The 20,527-nt window shown below is 41.3% G+C and carries 15 protein-coding genes; 2 read left to right on the top strand and 13 right to left on the bottom strand.

All coding sequences use genetic code 11. The features are described 5' to 3' along the window. Positions 1–2,075 (bottom strand): YSIRK-type signal peptide-containing protein (locus O3664_RS07745; RefSeq protein ID WP_371613857.1); only part of this gene is annotated, 2,075 nt, incomplete at its 3' end. A gap of 217 nt (positions 2,076–2,292) precedes the next feature. Here O3664_RS07745 and O3664_RS07740 point away from each other — a divergent pair. Next, entirely contained in the window at positions 2,293–3,777 is a 1,485-nt protein-coding gene (locus O3664_RS07740; RefSeq protein ID WP_371613856.1) for a M protein trans-acting positive regulator PRD domain-containing protein, read from the top strand. Positions 3,778–3,827: 50 nt separating this feature from the next. On the opposite strand, the gene yaaA is transcribed toward O3664_RS07740, so the two are convergent. The 6 genes from yaaA to O3664_RS07710 all read right to left on the bottom strand — a co-directional run bounded on the left by yaaA (position 3,828) and on the right by O3664_RS07710 (position 12,126). Further along, positions 3,828–4,556, bottom strand: coding sequence for a peroxide stress protein YaaA (gene yaaA / locus O3664_RS07735; protein WP_023948114.1), 729 nt, complete (start codon positions 4,554–4,556; stop codon positions 3,828–3,830). Between the two features lie 78 nt (positions 4,557–4,634). Next, the gene (locus tag O3664_RS07730) at positions 4,635–4,799 is read right to left on the bottom strand and encodes a YczI family protein (RefSeq protein ID WP_031227831.1); all 165 of its coding nucleotides are present in this window, start codon (positions 4,797–4,799) and stop codon (positions 4,635–4,637) included. Positions 4,800–4,977: 178 nt separating this feature from the next. Beyond that, the gene (locus O3664_RS07725) at positions 4,978–6,573 is read right to left on the bottom strand and encodes a hypothetical protein (RefSeq protein ID WP_371613855.1); all 1,596 of its coding nucleotides are present in this window, start codon (positions 6,571–6,573) and stop codon (positions 4,978–4,980) included. Positions 6,574–6,584: 11 nt separating this feature from the next. Beyond that, complete coding sequence (locus tag O3664_RS07720; RefSeq protein ID WP_000412230.1) at positions 6,585–6,995, bottom strand: peptide deformylase; 411 nt, start codon at positions 6,993–6,995, stop codon at positions 6,585–6,587. 129 nt (positions 6,996–7,124) lie between these two features. After that, positions 7,125–9,293, bottom strand: a complete 2,169-nt coding sequence (locus tag O3664_RS07715) for a YSIRK-type signal peptide-containing protein (RefSeq protein ID WP_371613854.1) — start codon at positions 9,291–9,293, stop codon at positions 7,125–7,127. Positions 9,294–9,429: 136 nt separating this feature from the next. Next, positions 9,430–12,126 (bottom strand): cation-translocating P-type ATPase, encoded by a 2,697-nt coding sequence (locus O3664_RS07710; RefSeq protein WP_371613853.1) that lies wholly within the window; start codon positions 12,124–12,126, stop codon positions 9,430–9,432. A 306-nt stretch (positions 12,127–12,432) separates the two neighbouring features. Here O3664_RS07710 and mntE point away from each other — a divergent pair, with 306 nt between their 5' ends. Then, complete coding sequence (mntE, locus tag O3664_RS07705) at positions 12,433–13,632, top strand: CDF family manganese efflux transporter MntE (protein ID WP_371613852.1); 1,200 nt, start codon at positions 12,433–12,435, stop codon at positions 13,630–13,632. Positions 13,633–13,652: 20 nt separating this feature from the next. Here the strand turns inward: mntE and O3664_RS07700 are convergent, their stop codons facing one another. The 6 genes from O3664_RS07700 to glmM all read right to left on the bottom strand — a co-directional run bounded on the left by O3664_RS07700 (position 13,653) and on the right by glmM (position 20,513). After that, a complete protein-coding gene (locus tag O3664_RS07700; RefSeq protein WP_371613851.1) occupies positions 13,653–15,524 on the bottom strand; it encodes an ABC-F family ATP-binding cassette domain-containing protein in 1,872 nt (623 codons plus the stop codon). Further along, positions 15,521–16,720, bottom strand: coding sequence for a CCA tRNA nucleotidyltransferase (locus O3664_RS07695; protein WP_371613850.1), 1,200 nt, complete (start codon positions 16,718–16,720; stop codon positions 15,521–15,523). Before O3664_RS07695 ends, O3664_RS07700 begins: the two co-directional genes overlap by 4 nt. Further along, entirely contained in the window at positions 16,717–17,484 is a 768-nt protein-coding gene (gene dapB, locus O3664_RS07690; protein WP_000027873.1) for a 4-hydroxy-tetrahydrodipicolinate reductase, read from the bottom strand. The genes O3664_RS07695 and dapB overlap by 4 nt, the downstream gene beginning before the upstream one ends. Positions 17,485–17,862: 378 nt before the next feature. Beyond that, positions 17,863–18,711 (bottom strand): DegV family protein, encoded by an 849-nt coding sequence (locus O3664_RS07685; RefSeq protein WP_261035047.1) that lies wholly within the window; start codon positions 18,709–18,711, stop codon positions 17,863–17,865. 1 nt (position 18,712) lies between these two features. Continuing rightward, entirely contained in the window at positions 18,713–19,087 is a 375-nt protein-coding gene (locus O3664_RS07680; RefSeq protein ID WP_001050081.1) for a DUF1149 family protein, read from the bottom strand. 73 nt (positions 19,088–19,160) lie between these two features. Continuing rightward, entirely contained in the window at positions 19,161–20,513 is a 1,353-nt protein-coding gene (glmM, locus tag O3664_RS07675; RefSeq protein ID WP_033685398.1) for a phosphoglucosamine mutase, read from the bottom strand. Positions 20,514–20,527: the final 14 nt, after the last annotated feature.

Raw genomic sequence — 20,527 nt, 5'->3', positions numbered from 1 at the left:
GCTGTGAATTCATCGCTGACAAGCTTATAACCTTGTTTCTTGAATTCTGTGATTTGACTTGTTGTGCTGTAGGCAATGGCTTCACCTGACTTACCTGTCACTTCATCTGTTGTGAGAACGCGGTTACCGTTAGTGCTTACATAACGGATAACAGCTTTTTGAGCATCCTTACGATAAGTGACTGTTTCAACACGGTCTTGGTCTTTAGCCTTCACTCCACTTACAGCTGGGATTTCTGATTTATCCGCTGTGTAACCTGCGATGGTTGGAGATACCACTTTATCAAACGTATCATCATTGGTTGTCCAGTCTTGGAAGTCAATATGACCTGTTACCAAGTTGACATTGCTCCAACGTTTGAAATTCAGTGTTTCAACCACATCATCCTTAGCCTTGCTTCCATCTTCGTAAACGTAATGGATGGTGCGGCTAACACTTTCCTTGTTATCCAAGTTTTCAACTGTTCCTGGCCAATGTGGGCTATCTGGTTGTCCTGGATTGACTGGGGTGTTTGGTTGTGGAGTTGGGTTATCTGGGTTAACCGGTTCGACACGTTCTGAAAGGGTTACAGTGTAGACTTGGTCACGTGCTGTATCGTAGTCATAAACCTTCGCACCACCTGATGTGAATTCATCACTAACAAGCTTGTAACCTTGTTTCTTAAATTCATTGATTTGACTTGTAGTGCTGTAGGCAATGGCTTCACCTGACTTACCTGTCACTTCATCTGTTGTGAGAACGCGGTTACCGTTAGTACTTACATAACGGATAACAGCTTTTTGATTTTCTTTTTCAATGACTACATTAGAATCTTTACCAACAGCATCTAAATCACTATCATCGTTTGGATCAATAGTTTTAGTTTCTGCATCATATCCGCGAATAGATTGGTTGTCACTAATTTTCCAACCAACTGGTGCTTGAGGAATTTCAGTAACATCTGCTCTTGTTGTGTCATTAAAATCGTTTTTATATTGTCGACGAATAGCATCTTCTTTATTCTCGACTACCTCACCATTTGAATTGATGTAATGTCCATCTTTGTCAACTAAATTGATATAACCTAAGTCTTTATACCAAACGTTGACAACTGTTTCATTTATATAGTCTGGGTTAACTGTTAACTCATCAACACTCTTGGCATCTGCGTAGAAACCTGGATTGACCGGTGTCATAACTTTCTTGAAAGTATAATCCAAATCTCCGATAGCACGTTTCCGACGACGCGAACTACCTTGTGCTGCATGAGCCTCAATAGCACTCTTTAATCTCAAGCTCGCTTCTTGATCTAACGGAATATTCCATCCGCCTTTTATATTTGCCTTTGCATCTTCAACTCGAAGTCCCTTTACAGGTTTTAAGGCAGTTTTATCTTTTTCTACTGACTCTTTATCTACTTCAGAAGTTTTTTCAGCCACCTTTGATTCTGTATTTTTCTTTTCAGCAGATTCAATTTTGCTCACTACTTCAATTTTATCAGCAACTTTAGTTGTAGTTGTCCCTCTAAGTTCCAAAGCGATAACTGCTGCTTGAAGATCAGACTCAGCTTGAGATAATTCTGACTCTGCCACATCTGCTTTATTTAATAATCCTTTAGCAGATTGGATACTAGTTTGAAGGCGTTTTACACTGTCTTCAGTGTATAACTTAAGCTCCAATTTTTCTGCGCGCGAAAGAGCCGTTAACAATTTTGACTTGTCAACAGCATCTTGCTGCTTTACTTCCTCTTTTTTATCTTTTGCTTCTTCAACTTTTTCTGCTGGTTTAGTAGCTTCTTCAGTTTTAGCTGGAGTCGTTTCTACTGGATTAGCTACAGTTGGAGCTGCATAGGTTGTTTCTTTTTTAGGTGTAGCAACTTCTGCTGGTTTTGTAGCTTCTTCTACCTTATCAACAGAAACACTGTTAGTAGCTTCTGGGTTATGTTCCTCTGCTTGTACTGCTTGCGCATTGGCAGCAGTTCCCAAGACTAAGGCTGTCCCGAGCAAGACACTAGCTGCACCAAAGTGATACTTACGAATAGAGTATCGTTGTTGCATGCTATACCAGTCAAATGATTTCTTATGTGAATGTTTCATTTTGAACTCCTAGATAATATTTTATAATTCCCACTCTACAACTATTTGATATATAAATCAATATTTTCTATACAATTAATATATTCTCTTTTTGTACCTAAAAGCCACTTATATTATTCTAATTTTTCTGACTAATTCAGACGCTTTTTCTACTCCGACATTTTTGTACACTTTAGACAATAATATGATATAATGAAAATAGGAGGAAAATACCTATATGCGTAACCTTTTATCTACGAAAGATCAGCGACAATTACGTTTAATGGAAACCCTAATCCAACATCGTGATTGGATGAAATTACATGAACTTGCCGACGAATTAGGATGTACTGAACGAATCTTAAAAAGTGATTTAAATGAATTGCGTGCTGCCTTTCCAACTATCGATATCCAGTCTTCTGTTAACGGAATTATGATAGATTTAGAAGTTAATACTAGCGTTGAAGATATTTATCAATATTTTCTTGCTCATTCTCAATCTTTTCGATTACTAGAGTATCTGTTTTTTAATGAGGGCCTACCTATTTATCGAACAATAGAAAATCTTCACTCTAGTAATGCCAACCTCTATCGATTGGGCAGAAATATTACAAAAACTCTGTCAACTCAATTCCAAATTGAACTATCATTTACTCCATCCGAAATACGTGGGAATGAAATCGATATTCGCTATTTTTTTGCCCAATATTTTTCTGAGCGCTATTATTTTCTAGACTGGCCTTTTCCTGACCTTCCTGAAGAGGATTTAACAGAGTTCACTGACTTCTTCTATAAGATCACGAATTATCCAATGCGATTTTCAATCTATAGAATGTACAAATTGATGATAGCCATCAGTATTTACCGCATTAAAAACGGTCATTTCATCGACTTATCAAATCATTTCTACGATGAATACTACCCTCTTTTGATGAGTATTCCAAACTTTGAGGAGATACTTGTCCATTTCTCTGAAAAACTGGGACTGGAAATCACCCCAGATATCATTGCCCAAATTTTTATATCCTTTATTCAAAACAATCTTTTCTTAGATCCTCAAGAATTCTTCAACTCTTTAGAAGATAACAGTGAAGCAAGATACTCTTACCAATTACTTAGTCAAATATTAGAACGCCTAGCAAAACAATATAAGATTACTTTTACTAACCACGATGAGCTTATTTGGCATTTACACAACACTGCTTTCTTTGAAAGACAGGAAATCTTTTCTACCCCAATCTTATTTGAACAAAAAGCATTGACGATTAAAAAATTTGAAGTTTACTTCCCAGACTTTATGGGAAGTGCACGTCAAGAACTGGCCCAATATCGTCAGGCAATTGGACAGCATGACCATCCTGAACAGTTGGAACACTTGATGTACACCATCTTAACCCATGCTGAAAACCTCTCTACTCAGTTGTTAGAAAATCGACCACCTATCAAGGTTTTGATTATCAGTAATTTTGACCATGCTATATCCCTTACCTTTGTTGATATGCTTTCCTACTACTGTAATAACCGCTTTACCTTCGATAATTGGGATGAATTGGAAACGAGTCCTGAGATTTTAAATCAGACAGGTTATGATATCATCGTGTCTAATTTCTATATTCCAGGAATTACCAAGAAGTTTATTTGTCAAAATCATCTGTCAATCATGGATTTGGTTAATTATCTTAATACTTTATCAAATGAGATTCATTTGTCCAATACTTTATAAGCTAGAAAAAAGTCAGCATAATCCTGCTGACTTTTTCTCTTATCTGATTTCTAAACTTCCTTAACAAAAACCAATTCCTGTGGTTGTGACAAATCTTCTCGGTAGGCAAATCCGGCAAAGTTCAAGCGACGTGCTTCCTCCACAGTTTGTACTTGATTTTCTATTAGAGATGTTAGGAAGGCACCACGCGCTTTCTTGGAAATGGTTGAGTGAATCTTCAGCTGACCACCTCTATCCTCCATGAATTTGAAGGTCACCATTTTTTCTCTGATTTCCTTAGAAAACACAGTTTCAAACTCTGACGACAAGAGGGAGAAAATTAGGTCTTCACCATTCATAGCCTCATCATAGGCTGCCTTCCAATGGCTCTTCAAAGTCTTACCAGCGACTTTTAACTTCATCAAAAAGTCCAAACGGTGAGGGGCCATAGGTGACAAGGCTGGAACAACACCGTACAAGGCCGAGGTAATGAAGACATGATTTTCAAGATAGGCTTGTTCTGCCTCGTCCAGTTTGTCTCGCTTGATATGACGGTACATAAGCCCATCAAAAAGTTTCAAGGCTGGATAGTGTTGAGCAGTTTGTTTTTTTAAAGTTTGGATATTTTGAAATTCTGCCACAGCTTTCTCGGCTGAAACTTTGTAAAAACTCTCCAATTGACTAGCAGAATAGCGGGCCAAGGCATCCAGCACGGCCTGGCTTTCTGGTTTTAAAGAAGTTGCTTCGATACTTGGCAAGTCTGTGTTCATTTCTTTTGCTGTAGGGATTAAAATTTTCATATTAATAGTGTAGCATATTTTTTTGTCACTACCAAGAAATTCATCTGAAAAACCTCGGTTTGACCGAGGTTTCTCTGGTTATTTTGGCCATCCTAACCAGACAGCCACGAGAACAAGGGCTATGCCAGCTAAACTTGTTAAGATAGATAGAAATTTATCTTTTTTCTCCTTGAACTGAGAAAAACCTATCTTCAAAGCGAGCAGTCCGAGTAGCATTGAAGCAAGCATCACATAAAAACCCATTTGTTTGTCCTCCATTAGTCTTAATTTACCTTATTATAACATATACTTCTTAAATAAAGCTTTTTTATACTCAATGAAAATCAAAGAGCAAACTAGGAAACTAGCCGCAGGTTGCTCAAAGCACAGCTTTGAGGTTGCAGATAAAGTTGACGTGGTTTGAAGAGATTTTCGAAGAGTATTACTGTACTTTAAAGGTCTTGAGATAGTTGTCTTTTCCTACTTGACCTTCGAAGGCTTTCCCATTTTCTAGGTAAGGAAGGTCATCTGATACTGAGGCCTTGACCTTGTATATCTTACCATCAACTTTAAAAAAGTAGACGGTGTCGCCCTTGATAACAGCTGATTTGAGGTCTGCTACCACACCCTTGATACTTTCAGTTGTTGCATTGTCAATCTCAAGGTCGTTTTTATTGGCATACTTGCTGAGCAGTTCTTCCACTGTCGTAGCAACGATAACATTTTGGTACTCGACTGCATCTACCAGGGCGTACTCTTTGACCAGACCAGCATTGTCCTTCAAGCCCATGATGTAGAGAGGCTTGTCATTGAGGTTGATGAGGATTGGGAAGGTTGCCTTGTAGGATTTCTCCTGAACAGCACCTTCGGCTGATTCACGGGCTGATTCTTCTGTCGCAGAAGCCAAGCTGTACTTAGTGATTTCTCCTGTTCGCATATTTTCTAGGATGAAACCAAGATTACTTTCATCTGCATTGGCCGACGTCACACCTGTGTAGAGGTAGATGTCATTACCGATAGACAAGTAATTATAGCCCTTGGTAGTCTGGGTCACGTTTTTCTTGGAAATCATGGCATTCCAGAAACCGTCCTTGTACTTGCCGTTGTAGTTGATTTGTTCAATGGTTTCCTCAGCTGGATAGACCCTGTCCACCCATTCTGGAACATCTGACAAGCTGTATTCCTTGGTTTCTCCATTTGTAGCATCCAAGATAATGACTGAAACAGGACGAGGAACCGCTAAACCAAATTGCTTTTGGTAAACGGTTGCCACATAGAAAGGATTGCCCTCATCGTCCACCTCAAAAGATGGAGTCTTGAAGATTTTAGTTGGGTACTTCAAGCGCAGGTGACGCTTGACATCGCGGTTAAAATACTCCGAGTCCGAATACTTGATTGGTGTCTTCAAGTCCACCAAGTCCGCATTCCCGGTTACCATATTCACCTTGATATACTCGCCGATTCCCTTGGCTTGATTATTAAACCACTTGATAGGATCTGCGTATTCTAGTGGCGTAACTCGATAAGGTTTCCCATCAATCGTCAATTGGGTATAGGTGTCTGCCGCTACATACTGCGACACCTTATCCGTTAGGGAACCCAAGTAGCGGTCCCCAATCTTTTCAGCAGTACTTCTATCTAAAATAGGAACCTTACTGGTGTCAGTCTTAGGAAATTCAGTAAAGTCTTTTTCAGTAACCGTGACTACATTGGCATAATTCTTAGCCTGAAAAATGCTAGAAGTCACCAAGGAAACCAAAGCTGCCAAGAGAAGAATTCCTCCAATAGAAGCTAAAAGGATTTTCCCTAACCGATTGATTTTGAAACCCTCTAGATTTAAGGCAGCTTCTGCCTTGCCGTGGCGCACATGAACTGTTTTGACCAGATTGATTCCCTTGCCAAAGCCAAATAAGACTGCCACAACCAGCAAATGCCCACAGAGGAAAAAGAGAAATTCCCAGCTAGTCAGGTTAAGAGGCGGTAAAAAGATATACCAGGTCGTTGCGATAAAAATAAGTTCAAAGACTATTCGTTTCATTTGCTTTCCTCCTAAATGATTCGTCCTTCTAAGTGATCCAGTTCATGCTGGCAAATCTGGGCTGGGAAGCCTGTCAAAGTAATGGTCTGTTCCTGCCACTTGCTGTCACAATAGGCAACCCTTATGATTTCATAACGCTTAGTAGGTCTCACACCTGTCAAGGACAAACAACCTTCCTCTGTCTCATAAACTCCTTCAGAGGACAGGAGCACTGGGTTAAACATGACCACAGGAACCAAGCCAAGATTAAAGATAATCACGCGCTTCTGCACCCCAATCATATTGGCAGCCAGACCGACACAGGTCTCACGATTTGCTAAAAGCGTATCCTGCAAATCTCTAGCAAGATAAAGGTCTTCCTGACTTGCCGGCTGAGACACTTGAGATAAAAACAAAATATCCTTTACAATTTTCTTCTCCACTTCCTCACACACCTCTTACTTTTTACTATATTATAGCAATTATAGCACAAAAGCCGATAACTGCAAGCCCTTTCCCCCAACTGTAGCAAAAAGCCATCCGAAGATGACTTTTTTGCTATTTGTAAATTCTCAATCTTTTTTACCTTTAAACAATAGGACGCCAGATAGGGCTGATAAGAATCCGACTACTAGCAAAATAGAATCATGACTAGCTGTCTCTGGTAATTTACCAGCTTCCTTTGTTTCACTTATTATTGGAGTTTCTGGGTGCTTTGGCTCCTCAGGCGCTGGACTTGCTGGAGTCTTAGGTTGCTCAGCAGTCGGAACTTCAGGGTGCTTGGGTTCCTCAGGGGATGGTTTTTCGGGAACCTTAGGTTGAGCAACAGCTGGAACTTCGGGGCTCTTTGGCTCCTCAGGTACTGGACTTGCTGGAGTTTTTGGTTGCTCAGCAGTTGGCATGTCCGGCTGTTTAGGGTCCTCAGGTGTTGGCTTTTCAGGATCCTTAGGTTGATCTACCGTCGGTACTGCTGGGTTCTTTGGCTCCTCAGGGGTTGGAGCCTCTGGCATCTTGGGTTGATTACCTCTTGGTGGTTCTGGCTCAGTAGCTTTCACAGGTAGATAATTGATTATTGTGTCTTTTGTAAAATCTTCTGGTACTTCAGGTAATAAGTAACCCAATTCTGGATGCGAAGAATCCTTCAACACCAAATCAGTAGCTGATGTCACAGCCTTATAACCTTTAAGATAAGGGATTGTTCCTAAACCTGGATTGCTAGCAAGACCTGCTTTAGCAGGATTACCATCTTGGTCATTGGGATATTGAATCAAAGCCACATTCTCATTTGCAGTTGGAGAAATGGCTATCCATTTTCCTAATTGTTTGTAGTAGACAATTTCCCTAATTACAGGATCTGTTACTGCCACTGTTTTCTCTGCAACTGCTTCTTTATCTGCCACCAAGCCTTTTAGCAGTGGTGTCGCTACTTTAGATAGATTTGGTTGATCACTCGTCCAATCACGATAATAAAGGTCTCCTCTTACAAAATCAACCTTGGCAACGCGTTTGAAATCAACTTGATCATTTCGATCTGCAACAACCTTATCATGTGTCACAAAATCTAGATAGGAAATGTTACGATCAATAGATTTTTTATTGACGATTTTAGAAACACTGGCAGGCCATAAAGGTGAATCTTGAACATCCTCATCAACTTTTTTATGAGCAGTTGGAAGTCTATCTTCAGGATAAATAAATTCTAAGCGAGGGGTTAAAGCAACCTTAAATATTTGATCAGTCTTACTATCTTGGTCAAAATATTGTAAACCTCGATCATAATCACTTGATACAAGATCGTATCCTTGTCGCTTGTAATCACTAATCGTTTTTAGCGTACTATATTCAATAGGATAACCAGATTCCCCAGTAACTGTATCTTCCTTCAGTAGCTTGTTTTCACTGATATCCACATAGTTAATCTTGGCTGTTTGATTTTTAATATGCTCCTGTTTTATTTTCCAGTTAGAATAGGAAATTTCCTTAGTAACAAGATTAACAGTCGCATAGCGTTCAAAGGAAATACTTTGTTTTTTCTCAGCAAAAGCTTCTTTACCATTATTCTTATATTTATATTTAATGGTTCTTTGAATCGTTCTCTCTAAAGGCCGTTCTTGATTGGTTCTGATCTTTTCAGCATCTGCAGGCCACTTAGGACTATCGACAACACCAGCTTCCACCTCTTCATTTGACTTAGGATTAGTCTGGTTTTGTAAGCTAATCACTTCATGTTTTGGAGTTAATTTAATAGTATACGTTTGCGGAGTCTTATCACCTTGAAACAGTTTCTTCGATTCATCCATTTTCAAATAGCCATCTTCAACTAATACATAGCCATTCCTTTTGAACTCACTAATTTTCTTTCTCGTATCGTAGTGAAGATCCTCTCCCACCTTACCAGTACGCTCATCTGAAAAAAGTTTTTTCCCTGTTGATTCATCAATATAATTAAATTCCACACGAGATTCCTTTTCAGTCACTTTAGGAGTATCTAAATGTTTTTCTTCAAAGTGTTGCTCGTCTGAAGCAATAGCTTCTTTTTCTGAACCCCCGACAGACTTATCCTTGTCTATGCTTTCGATAGAAGGTTTGTCTGTTTCTAAGATATGACTAGCTGCGAGCATTTCATCTGCAGATACACTCCCAACAGAGCCAGCTAAAAATCCTAAACCACAAGCCACAACAACTGAAGCAACACCCAAACTCAATTTACGGATAGAGTAAATACATTTTTTATTTCCCATGATTTCCTCCCAAGTCATTCTTTGCTATTCTTATATCTAATATTTTAGTAAGCGACTTTACTTTTAATATCTCCTATTTAAAGTTTTTTCTATCCTTTTTAAAGTTATTTAAAAAAGCCATCCGAAGATGACTTTTTTAAATCGCATTCTTGTCAAAACCGAGTTTGCGTTGAATAAACTTAACAATTTCGACGATAATAATCATTGAGAAGCTACCGCCCATAACGATTCCCCATTGTGACAAGTCTAGTTTGGTTACGTGGAAGATTCCTTCAAGCGGTTCTACGACGATTGTTGCCATGAGAAGAATGAAGGATACCAAGATGGACCAGTTGAAGGTCTTAGACTTGAATGGGCCAACTGTCAAGATGGATTGGTAAACAGACTTGACATTGTAAGCATGGAAGAGCTGAATCAAGCCAAGGGTTGCAAAGGCCATAGTAAGAGCATCCGCATGAATGGCATGATTGTCACCCACATGAACTGGGTAAAGAAGGGCAAGACCATAAACACTCATAACAATTGCTGCTTGGAGTACACCTTGATAGATGATAGAACTCAAAACACCACCTGAGAAGAAGCTTGCCTTGCGTCCACGTGGTTTATGGTTCATGACACCAGGCTCAGCAGGTTCAACACCAAGAGCGATAGCTGGGAAAGTATCCGTTACCAAGTTAATCCACAAAAGATGAACTGGCTGTAAGACATCCCAACCAAACAAGGTTGATAGGAAGATAGTTAATACTTCAGCAGTATTGGCAGAAAGCAGATACTGGATAGTCTTTTGAATATTTGAGAAGACCTTACGTCCTTCTTCAACTGCGACGATGATAGTCGCAAAGTTATCATCTGCAAGAATCATGTCAGATGCCCCCTTAGAAACCTCTGTACCAGTGATTCCCATACCGATACCGATATCGGCTGTTTTCAAAGCCGGAGCATCATTGACACCGTCACCTGTCATGGCAACGACTTTACCTTGTTTTTGCCAAGCCTTGACGATACGAACCTTGTGTTCTGGAGACACACGGGCATAAACAGAGTATTGACCAACGACTTTTTCAAAGTCTTCATCAGATAGTTCGTTGAGTTCAGCACCAGTTAAAACGTGGCCTTCTGTATCATTTGCATCAATTATTCCCAAACGTTTGGCAATAGCTTCTGCAGTGTCTTGGTGATCACCCGTAATCATGATTGGACGGATTCCAGCTTCTTTAGCCACTCGAACAGCCTCAGCAGCTTCAGGGCGTTCAGGGTCAATCATCCCAATCAAACCAGTAAAGATTAGATCATTTTCAAGCTCTTCAGAAGTCAGATTTTCTGGAATGCTGTCAATAATCTTATAAGCACCTGCAAGGACACGCAAGGCTTGGTGGGCCATTTCAGAGTTGTTTGTATGGATGAGGTTTGTAACCTTCTCATCAATCGGAGCAATATCCCCAGCCTTATCACGAAGAACACAACGTTTCAAAAGTTGGTCTGGCGCACCTTTGACTGCTACAAGGAAACGACCATCTGGCAATGGGTGAACCGTTGACATGAGCTTACGGTCAGAGTCAAATGGCAACTCGGCCACACGCGGATATTTCTCTAAGAAACCTTTGACATCGTAACCCTTATCCAAGGCATACTGGATGAAGGCTGTTTCTGTTGGGTCACCAATCAGGTTGCCTTCCACATCAATTTTCGTATCATTGGCCAAGACAACTGAACGAAGAAGAGGCATTTCAAGACCTAGTTCAATGTCATCAGCTGAGTCATGTAGGACTGCATCGTAGAAGACTTTTTCGACTGTCATCTTGTTCATGGTCAACGTACCAGTCTTATCAGAAGCGATGATTTCTGTTGAACCAAGAGTTTCAACTGCTGGCAACTTACGAACGATTGAGTTTCGTTTGGCTAAAACTTGAGTACCAAGGGCAAGAACAATAGTTACGATAGCTGGGAGCCCTTCTGGAATAGCTGCAACGGCAAGGGCAACAGAGATCATCAACTCACCGAGTGGATTTTTCCCTTGAATGAAGACACCCACTACAAAAGTAACAAAGGCAATGACCAAGATAGCATAGGTCAAGACCTTAGAAAGGTTGTTCAAGTTTTGTTTGAGTGGTGTATCCGTCTCATCCGCATCTTGGAGCATACCCGCGATATGACCAACTTCCGTGTACATCCCTGTATTGACTACAACACCCATCCCACGACCATAGGTCACGTTAGAGTTTTGGAAGGCCATGTTGACACGGTCCCCAATACCAGCATCTGCAGCAAGTTCAACTGTCAAGTCTTTTTCGACTGGCACAGACTCACCTGTCAGGGCAGCTTCTTCGATTTTAAGAGAGTTGGCTTCTAGCAAACGTAAGTCTGCTGGTACAACATCACCTGCTTCAAGAGCAACAATATCACCAGGAACCAATTCTTTAGAGTCAATCTCAGCCATGTGCCCATCACGCAGAACGCGGGCAGCTGGACTAGACATGGATTTGAGAGCTTCGATGGCTTCTTCTGCTTTCCCTTCTTGATAAACACCAAAGGCAGCATTGATGATTACCACGGCTAAGATGATAATGGCATCTGCGATATCTTCCCCACCAGAAGTCAAGACTGACAAGATTGCTGCCGCAACTAGGATGATAATCATCAAATCCTTAAATTGCTCGATGAATTTGACCAGGATTGATCGTTTCTCGCCTTCTTCGAGTTCATTGTGGCCAAATTCTGCAAGGCGTTTTTCTGCCTCACTTGATGACAAACCTTGCTCGGTCGCATCCACAGCCTTCAAGACCTCTTCAGGACTCTGAGTGTAAAACGCTTGGCGTTTTTGTTCTTTTGACATGTGTCTCCTCCTTGACATTGTGTGCTAAACAGACTCTCTTTTCCTCATCGTATCTTTTCACGACAAACAAAAAGAGACCTGTTAATCATAACAAGTCTCGCTGTTTAAGATAGGGCCGGAAAACATACTTTTCAGTATAAAATTCGGAATGACGACACTATCACAGGTTTCTGCCAGCTACTCCCTTGAGTAGTACTATTATACCAAATTTTGAAAAATTTTCAAAGAGTAAAAAATGCCTTATTTGAATTTTCCCTTAAAAACCAGTATAATGATAGAATGCTATGTGAGTAGAAAGGAAGTTGAATGAAGCAATCTATCTCAAATCTCAAGTTAGCTGAGCGTGGGGCCATTATCAGTATTTCGACCTACCTGATCTTGTCTGCGATCAAATTGGCAACTGGTCATCTTCTTCATTCATCCAGTTTGGTGGCTGATGGTTTTAACAACGTCTCGGACATCATTGGAAATGTGGCCCTCTTGATTGGAATCAGGATGGCACGCCAGCCTGCTGACCGAGACCACCGTTTTGGCCACTGGAAGATTGAGGATTTGGCTAGCTTAATCACTTCCATCATCATGTTCTATGTTGGCTTTGATGTTCTAAGGGATACCATTCAGAAGATTCTCAGTCGTGAAGAAACGGTCATCGATCCTCTTGGTGCAACTCTAGGAATTATTTCTGCATCGATTATGTTTGTAGTTTATCTCTACAATACTCGCCTCAGTAAGAAATCCAACTCCAAGGCACTAAAGGCAGCAGCCAAGGACAATCTTTCTGATGCTGTCACCTCACTTGGTACGACCATTGCCATCCTGGCCAGCAGTTTCAATTATCCCATTGTGGATAAACTGGTTGCCATTATCATCACTTTCTTTATCTTGAAAACTGCTTATGATATCTTCATCGAGTCTTCCTTTAGCCTTTCAGATGGTTTCGACGACCGTCTGCTTGAGGACTACCAAAAAGCTATCATGGAAATTCCCAAAATCAGCAAGGTCAAGTCCCAAAGAGGTCGTACCTACGGTAGCAATATCTATCTTGATATCACCCTGGAAATGAATCCTGACTTATCAGTTTATGAAAGTCATGAGATTGCGGATCAGGTCGAATCCATGCTGGAAGAGCGTTTTGGAGTTTTTGATACCGATGTCCATATCGAGCCAGCACCTATCCCTGAGGACGAAATTTTAGACAATGTCTATAAAAAATTACTTATGCGTGAACAATTGATTGACCAAGGAAATCAACTGGAAGAACTCTTAGCTGACGATTTTGTCTATATTCGTCAGGATGGAGAGCAGATGGATAAAGAGGCCTATAAAGCCGAAAAAGATTTGAATTCAGCTATCAAGGATATTCAGATCACTTCCATCAGTCAAAAGACCAAACTCATCTGCTATGAGTTAGATGGTATCGTCCATACCAGTATCTGGCGCCGTCACGAAACTTGGCAAAATATCTTTCACCAAGAAACAAAAAAGAATAGAGAAATCCTGTCATGAGACGGGATTTTTCTATTCTCCTAGCTATCAAATTCACTTAGGTATTCATAGCGTTCGTATTTTTCAAGGAGTGCCTCGTTTTTCTCATCCAGTTCTTTTTGGAGAGTCGCTAGTTTGCCAAAGTCAGAGCCGTTAGCCTGCATTTCCTCTTCAATCGCAGCGATACGATTTTCCAAGGCTTCAATATCGCCTTCAATGTTTGCCCACTCCTGCTTTTCTTGGTAGGTCATGCGTTTCTTCTCTTCTCGCACCTTGACCACTTTTTCTTTTTCAGCCTTTTGCACTTGATTGGCCATCTCTGTTTCAAAGGCCTTTTCATCAAGGTAGTCAGTATAATGACCAAAGAATGGACGAATCTTGCCATCCTCAAAAGCTAGAATCTTGGTCGCTACCTTATCCAAGAAATAGCGGTCATGGCTAACTGTCAAGACAGGACCTGCAAAGCCTTGCAAAAAATTCTCCAAAACTGTCAAGGTCGCAATGTCTAGGTCATTGGTTGGCTCGTCCAAGAGAAGAACATTTGGTTTTTCAAGGAGCAGTTTGAGAAGATAAAGGCGTTTTTTCTCTCCACCAGACAATTTCTCAATCAAGGTTCCATGCGTCGAACGTGGGAAGAGGAACTGCTCCAGCAATTCCGCAATGGAAGTCGTAGAACCACCGCTGGTCTTGACCTCTTCTGCCACTTCCTGCAAGTAATTGATAACTCGCTTGCTCTCATCCAATCCCTCAATTTGCTGAGAGAAATAGGCGATGCGAACTGTTTCCCCAATCACAACTTGTCCTGCTGTCGGCTCAAGACTGCCTGCAATCAGATTAAGCAGGGTTGATTTTCCAACACCGTTGTCCCCAACGATTCCAATACGATCTTTGGCCTGCACCAAGAGATTAAAATCTTGCAAAATAGGCTTGTTTTCATAGGCAAAGGAAACATCCTGAAACTCGATGACTTTTTTACCGATCCGACTGGTTTCAAAGTTTATGGTTAAGTCTGTCTCAGCACTACTGCCTGAAACTTCCTTTTTCAAGTCATGGAAACGATTGATACGAGCCTGCTGCTTGGTCGCACGCGCCTGCGGTTGTCTGCGCATCCAGGCCAATTCTTGCTTATAAAGTTGTTCCTTTTTATGAAGTAGAGCCGCGTCGCGCTCATCCTGTTCCGCCTTTAGGCGAACATAGTCCTGGTAATTTCCCTGGTACTCGGTCAAACCTGCGCGATCCAACTCGAAAATACGTGTTGACAAAGCGTCTAGGAAATAACGATCGTGGGTGATAAAAAGGACGGTCTTCTTGGAATTTTTTAAAAAGAGGGTCAGCCACTCAATAGTCGCAATGTCCAGATGGTTGGTCGGCTCATCCAAAAGCAAAAGGTCGTGATTGCCAAGTAAAACTTGCGCCAACTGGACTCGTCTTCTTAGGCCACCTGATAATTCCCCAACAGGAGTAGATAAGTCTTGAATACCCAGCTTGCTGAGAACGGTCTTAACCTGACTCTCAATTTCCCAAGCTTGAAGAGAATCCATCTCAGCCATGACCCGTTCCAAACGAGCCTGCTTGTCCTCACTGTAGTTGAGCATAATCAACTCATATTCACGAATGAGCTGGATTTCCTTTAGTTCACTAGATAGAACCGTATCCAAAACTGTCTTTCTATTATCAAAATCAGGATCTTGAGTCAAGTAACCAATTTGGTAATCATTCTTAGCTGAAAAAGGACTAACATCCCCATCAAAGCCAGAAACACCAGAAAGAACATCTAAAAGGGTGGTCTTGCCAGTCCCATTGACACCGATTAGACCAATTCTGTCTAGGTCATGGATGATAAAGGAAATATCCTTAAAAACGGTCTTGTCACCAACGGATTTGCTTAGTTTTTCAACGATAAAATCACTCATTTTTTCTCCCTTAGATAAGCATGGATGGCTTGACGGTCATTTTCCAATTCTCCATCGACAATGGCAAACTCTATCTCTGTTAAAATCTCTCCCAAATCTGGACCTGGTTGATAGCCATATTCCTTGATCAAAATACCACCGTTGATTTGGATTTCTTTCTTGTCATGAATGGTCAGACTCTGGTAGGTTTCTGTGATGACTTGTGGGTTGACTGGTTTTCCCTGAGCCTGACGAAGATTTTCAGCCTGTAAAAGAAAATCCAAGTCAAAGCGATAACAATCGCGCTTGCTCAATTCTCCCTTTTCACGCAAGGCCAAAATAGTCAGTAAATCCTGAACTTGCTTAGCAAACTGACGTGAGGTCTTCCAAGCCTTCAAAAATGGCTGCGCATTTTCAATCTCCAAAGCCCACAGTAGAGCTGCCCAGGCTTGCTCAGAAGATTCAAAAGTAAAATCAGTCTCCAAATCAAACAGTCTGTTGAGCTTGTTCTGGCTAGATGCCATATCAGGGAGATAATCATAAGCTTGACTCTCAATCATGGAAGCCAATCCCCTTCTCCAAAAGGGAGCCAGCAAGAGTTTATCAAACTCGACAAATGTACGCTCCACAGAAATTTTCTCCAAAAGCGGCGTCAAGATTTTCATAGCTTTAAATGTTTCTGGCTCAAGTTCAAAACCAAGACTGGCCTGAAAACGGAAACCACGCATAATTCGCAGAGCATCTTCGTTGAAACGCTCACTAGCCACTCCAACTGCTCGCAAGACTTGCTTTTCCAAATCCTCTAAACCATAGAACAAGTCAACAATTTCTCCTGTCTCGTCCAAGGCAAAGGCATTGACTGTAAAATCACGGCGCTTGAGGTCTTCTTCTAGCGAGCGCACAAAGGAAACCGCACTTGGTCTGCGATAGTCCACATAGACATCCTCTGTCCGAAAGGTGGTTACCTCATACTCCTCATCCCCATCTAAAACCAAGACGGTTCCATGCTCGATTCCGATATCGGCTGTTCGAGGAAAAATCTGCTTGGTCTCTTCTGGATAAGAAGACGTCGCAATATCCACATCGTGGATGGGACGATTGAGAAGGGCATCTCGAACAGATCCCCCAACAAAATAGGCTTCAAAGCCTGCTTCTTTAATTTTTTCTAATACTGGTAAAGCCTTCTGAAATTCAGAAGGCATTTGCGTTAATCTCATAATAAGTGTTCTAATCCATAGACAAGCTCATGACGCTTGACAACTTCTTTAATTCCCAAATTGACCCCTGTCATGAAGGAGCTGCGATCATAGGAGTCATGACGGAGGGTCAATCCTTCTCCCTGATTGCCAAAGATGACTTCCTGATGGGCTACCAAGCCTGGCAAACGAACTGAGTGGATGCGCATGCCATCAAAGTCAGCACCACGAGCACCTGCAATCAATTCTTCCTCATCTGCTGCACCCTGCTGGATAGACTCTCGAACTTCTGCCATTAACTCAGCTGTTTTAATAGCAGTTCCACTCGGAGCATCCTTTTTCTTGTCATGATGGAGCTCGATAATCTCCACATTTGGGAAATATTTAGCAGCCTGCCTTGCAAATTGCATGAGTAAAACAGCACCCAAGGCAAAGTTAGGAGCGATCAAGCCACCCAAATCTTGAGCACGAGAAAATGCTTTTAGCTCTGCAATCTCTTCACTCGTGAAACCTGTTGTCCCAACTACTGGAGCAAAGCCATTTTCAAGAGCAAAGCGTGTATTTTCATAGGCAACAGCTGGTGTAGTAAAGTCTACCCAGACATCTGCTTCAAAACCGACCAAATCAGCCTTATCCTTGAAAACAGGAATACCCTGCCATTCTGATTCAGACTCAAAGGGATCCAAAACTGCTACCAAGTCCAAGTCTGGATCAGCCAAGACCATCTGACAAGCAGCCTGGCCCATCTTTCCCTTAAAACCAGCAATAATTACTCGAATACTCATCTCTACTCCTGACTAAGATACAAAGGACGATAGCTGCCCTTGAAAAATAGGGAATGACGCTGACTTTCCATGAAAGGCAAGACAGGCATCTTTTTTCAAGAGGCAGGTAGTCCGTGTTCAATTTCTAAGATACAAAGCCTGTAAGAACACAGAGTGAAAATAGGAGTTCTAATCAAGGAGTGTCTCCTCCTTGGAAGAACTATCTTTTTCACAGAGGGTTCCAGGCGTGTTCAATTATCAAGATACAAAGGGCCTTAGCTGCCCGTGAAAAATAGGGGATGGCGCTGACTTTCCATGAAAGGTAAGACAGGCATCTTTTTTCAAGAGGCAGGTAGTCCGTGTTCAATTGCTATTTCTTAACTAGTCTAGAAGTACTAACTAAATCACTGGAATATAACCCAGAGCAATACTTCCTGCTCCTAGGTGTGTTCCAATGACACTACCAAATGTAGCAAGTGAAATATCCGTACCCACTTCAGAATCTAGCAAGTGCTGACGCAATTCCTCAGCCTTTTCAGGAGCATTCCCGTGAATGACAATGATACGGTATTGGCCTGAAGCTGTTGCTTCCTTGATAATCTCAATTAAACGCTTGGTTGCTTTCTTTTCAGTACGAACTTTTTCGTACACTTCAATCACACCTTGGTCATTGAAATAGAGGATTGGCTTAATGCTTAGCAGATTGCCCAAAATAGCAGCTCCATTTGAAAGGCGTCCACCTTTTACCAAATGATCCAAATCATCGACCATGATGAAAGCAGATGTGTGACTAATTTGAATAGCTAGCTTATCCTGAATAATGGCAAAGTCATCGCCCTGGTCTCGCCAGTTAAAGACACTTTCAACCATGATACCCAGAGGAGCACTTGTAATCAAAGTGTCTGGGAAAGCAATAGTTAAACCCTCATATTCTTCTATCATATACTGGATATTTTGGTAAAAACCTGAAATTCCAGAAGATAGGAAAAGCCCCAAAGCATGTGTATAACCTTGTTCTTTGAGCGAAGTTAGAATCTCATCTAACTTGGCAATACTTGGTTGACTGGTCTTAGGCAATTCAGAAGCCTGAGCCATTTTTTGGTAAAACTCCTCAGCAGTCAGATTGATACCTTCGACATACTCCTCACCATCAATATTAACAGGAATATCCAAGACAAATAAATCTTCTCTTTGCAAGGTATCTGCACTGAGATAGGCAGAGGAATCTGTGATAACAGCTAATTTCATATTAGAACTCCAAATTGATTCCTGGTAAGTCTAATGCAATCTCAGTTACTTCATAAGTCAAACGGTTGAGCATGTTCAAACATGGACGAGCCAAGGTTTCCACTTCTTCTTGGTTCAATTCACTTGGCTCGTTAACAATACGACCATCGATATGGTTCACCTGTGAAATGGTTCCACTGATGACAAATTTATCAAATACAATCATAAAACTCAAGACAACAATCAAGGAAGTCACTTGATTTTCTTGGTCATGTTGAATTAGTTGGAAGTTCACATCCACCTTAGTTTCAGGAGCTCCATTTTCATTTTCCCATTCAAAATTACGCGCATCAAAATGATACTGACTAACAAATTCTTGTTCACGTTTAAGATTCATGTCTTTCTCCCTTGGCTACAATATTATAAGCTATTGTACCATAATTTTTTATTTTCATCTAGTTTTCTAGGATTTAGTCAATCCCGATTTCAGCTCGAACTACATCTGCGATAGTATCAACATAGTAGTCCACTTCTTCTGTTGTAGGCGCTTCTGCCATAACACGCAAGAGGGGCTCTGTTCCACTTGGACGAACAAGGATACGGCCATTCCCTGCCATTTCTTCTTCCATCTTCTCGATGATGTCCTTGATAGCTGGCACTTCCATAGCCTTTTCCTTCATAGCATTTTCCACTCGGATATTGACTAATTTTTGTGGATAGATGGTTACTTCTGCTGCCAACTCTGACAGGCTCTTACCAGTTTCCTTCATGATTTTTGTCAATTGAACAGCAGATAATTGTCCATCACCTGTTGTATTGTAGTCCATCAAGATGACGTGACCAGACTGTTCACCACCAAGGTTGTAGCCTGATTTTCTCATTTCTTCAACAACGTAGCGGTCGCCAACTGCAGTGACTGCCTTGTTAATGCCTTCACGATCCAAGGCCTTGTGGAAACCAAGGTTAGACATAACAGTTGTCACGATTGTATTTTGAGCCAATTGTCCTTTTTCAGAAAGGTATTTCCCGATGATGTACATGATTTTATCACCATCAACGATCTCACCATTTTCATCAACAGCAATCAAGCGGTCACTGTCTCCGTCAAAGGCCAAACCAATCGCTGACCCGCTTTCTTTGACCACTTCTTGAAGGGCTTCTGGGTGGGTTGAACCAACATTAAGGTTGATGTTAAGACCGTCTGGTGTTTCCCCGATAACCGTCAATTGAGCGCCAAGATCTGCAAAGATTTGACGGGCACTAGTAGAAGCTGCCCCATTGGCCGTATCCAAGGCAACCTTCATTCCTTCAAGAGGAGTTCCAGTTGAAACAAGGTAGCCTTCATACTTACGCAAGCCTTCTGGATAATCTACCAAGGTTCCCAAGCCTTCAGCACTTGGACGAGGAAGAGTATCTTCCGCAGCATCTAGCAAGACTTCAATTTCTGCTTCTTTTTCATCGTCCAGTTTGAAGCCATCACAACCAAAGAACTTAATCCCATTATCAAGGGCTGGGTTGTGACTAGCAGAAATCATGACACCTGCACTGGCTCCTTCAGTTTTTACCAAGTAAGCTACTGCTGGTGTTGCAAGGACACCAAGTTTGTAGACGTGAATCCCCACAGAAAGGAGTCCCGCCACCAAGGCTGATTCTAGCATTTCTCCTGAAATACGTGTATCACGTCCTACAAAAACTTTCGGTGCTTCCGTTTCATGTTGACTGAGAACATAGCCTCCAAAACGTCCTAGTTTAAAGGCCAATTCTGGTGTTAATTCTACGTTAGCTTCTCCACGGACTCCATCAGTCCCAAAATATTTACCCATTTTTATAAAATCCT

Origin of the sequence: Streptococcus sp. 27098_8_109, from assembly GCF_041432295.1 — a bacterium.
Classification (GTDB): Bacteria; Bacillota; Bacilli; order Lactobacillales; family Streptococcaceae; genus Streptococcus.
The sequence above is the reverse complement of the archived record's forward strand: the minus strand, read 5'-3'. Positions and strand labels throughout refer to the sequence as shown.

Coding starts and splice junctions, on each gene's coding strand:
- O3664_RS07740 (WP_371613856.1), top strand. CDS start 2,293: ATGCGTAACCTTTTATCTACGAAAGATCAGCGACAATTACGTTTAATG.
- yaaA (WP_023948114.1), bottom strand. CDS start 4,556: ATGAAAATTTTAATCCCTACAGCAAAAGAAATGAACACAGACTTGCCA.
- O3664_RS07730 (WP_031227831.1), bottom strand. CDS start 4,799: ATGGGTTTTTATGTGATGCTTGCTTCAATGCTACTCGGACTGCTCGCT.
- O3664_RS07725 (WP_371613855.1), bottom strand. CDS start 6,573: ATGAAACGAATAGTCTTTGAACTTATTTTTATCGCAACGACCTGGTAT.
- O3664_RS07715 (WP_371613854.1), bottom strand. CDS start 9,293: ATGGGAAATAAAAAATGTATTTACTCTATCCGTAAATTGAGTTTGGGT.
- O3664_RS07710 (WP_371613853.1), bottom strand. CDS start 12,126: ATGTCAAAAGAACAAAAACGCCAAGCGTTTTACACTCAGAGTCCTGAA.
- mntE (WP_371613852.1), top strand. CDS start 12,433: ATGAAGCAATCTATCTCAAATCTCAAGTTAGCTGAGCGTGGGGCCATT.
- O3664_RS07700 (WP_371613851.1), bottom strand. CDS start 15,524: ATGAGTGATTTTATCGTTGAAAAACTAAGCAAATCCGTTGGTGACAAG.
- O3664_RS07695 (WP_371613850.1), bottom strand. CDS start 16,720: ATGAGATTAACGCAAATGCCTTCTGAATTTCAGAAGGCTTTACCAGTA.
- dapB (WP_000027873.1), bottom strand. CDS start 17,484: ATGAGTATTCGAGTAATTATTGCTGGTTTTAAGGGAAAGATGGGCCAG.
- O3664_RS07685 (WP_261035047.1), bottom strand. CDS start 18,711: ATGAAATTAGCTGTTATCACAGATTCCTCTGCCTATCTCAGTGCAGAT.
- O3664_RS07680 (WP_001050081.1), bottom strand. CDS start 19,087: ATGAATCTTAAACGTGAACAAGAATTTGTTAGTCAGTATCATTTTGAT.
- glmM (WP_033685398.1), bottom strand. CDS start 20,513: ATGGGTAAATATTTTGGGACTGATGGAGTCCGTGGAGAAGCTAACGTA.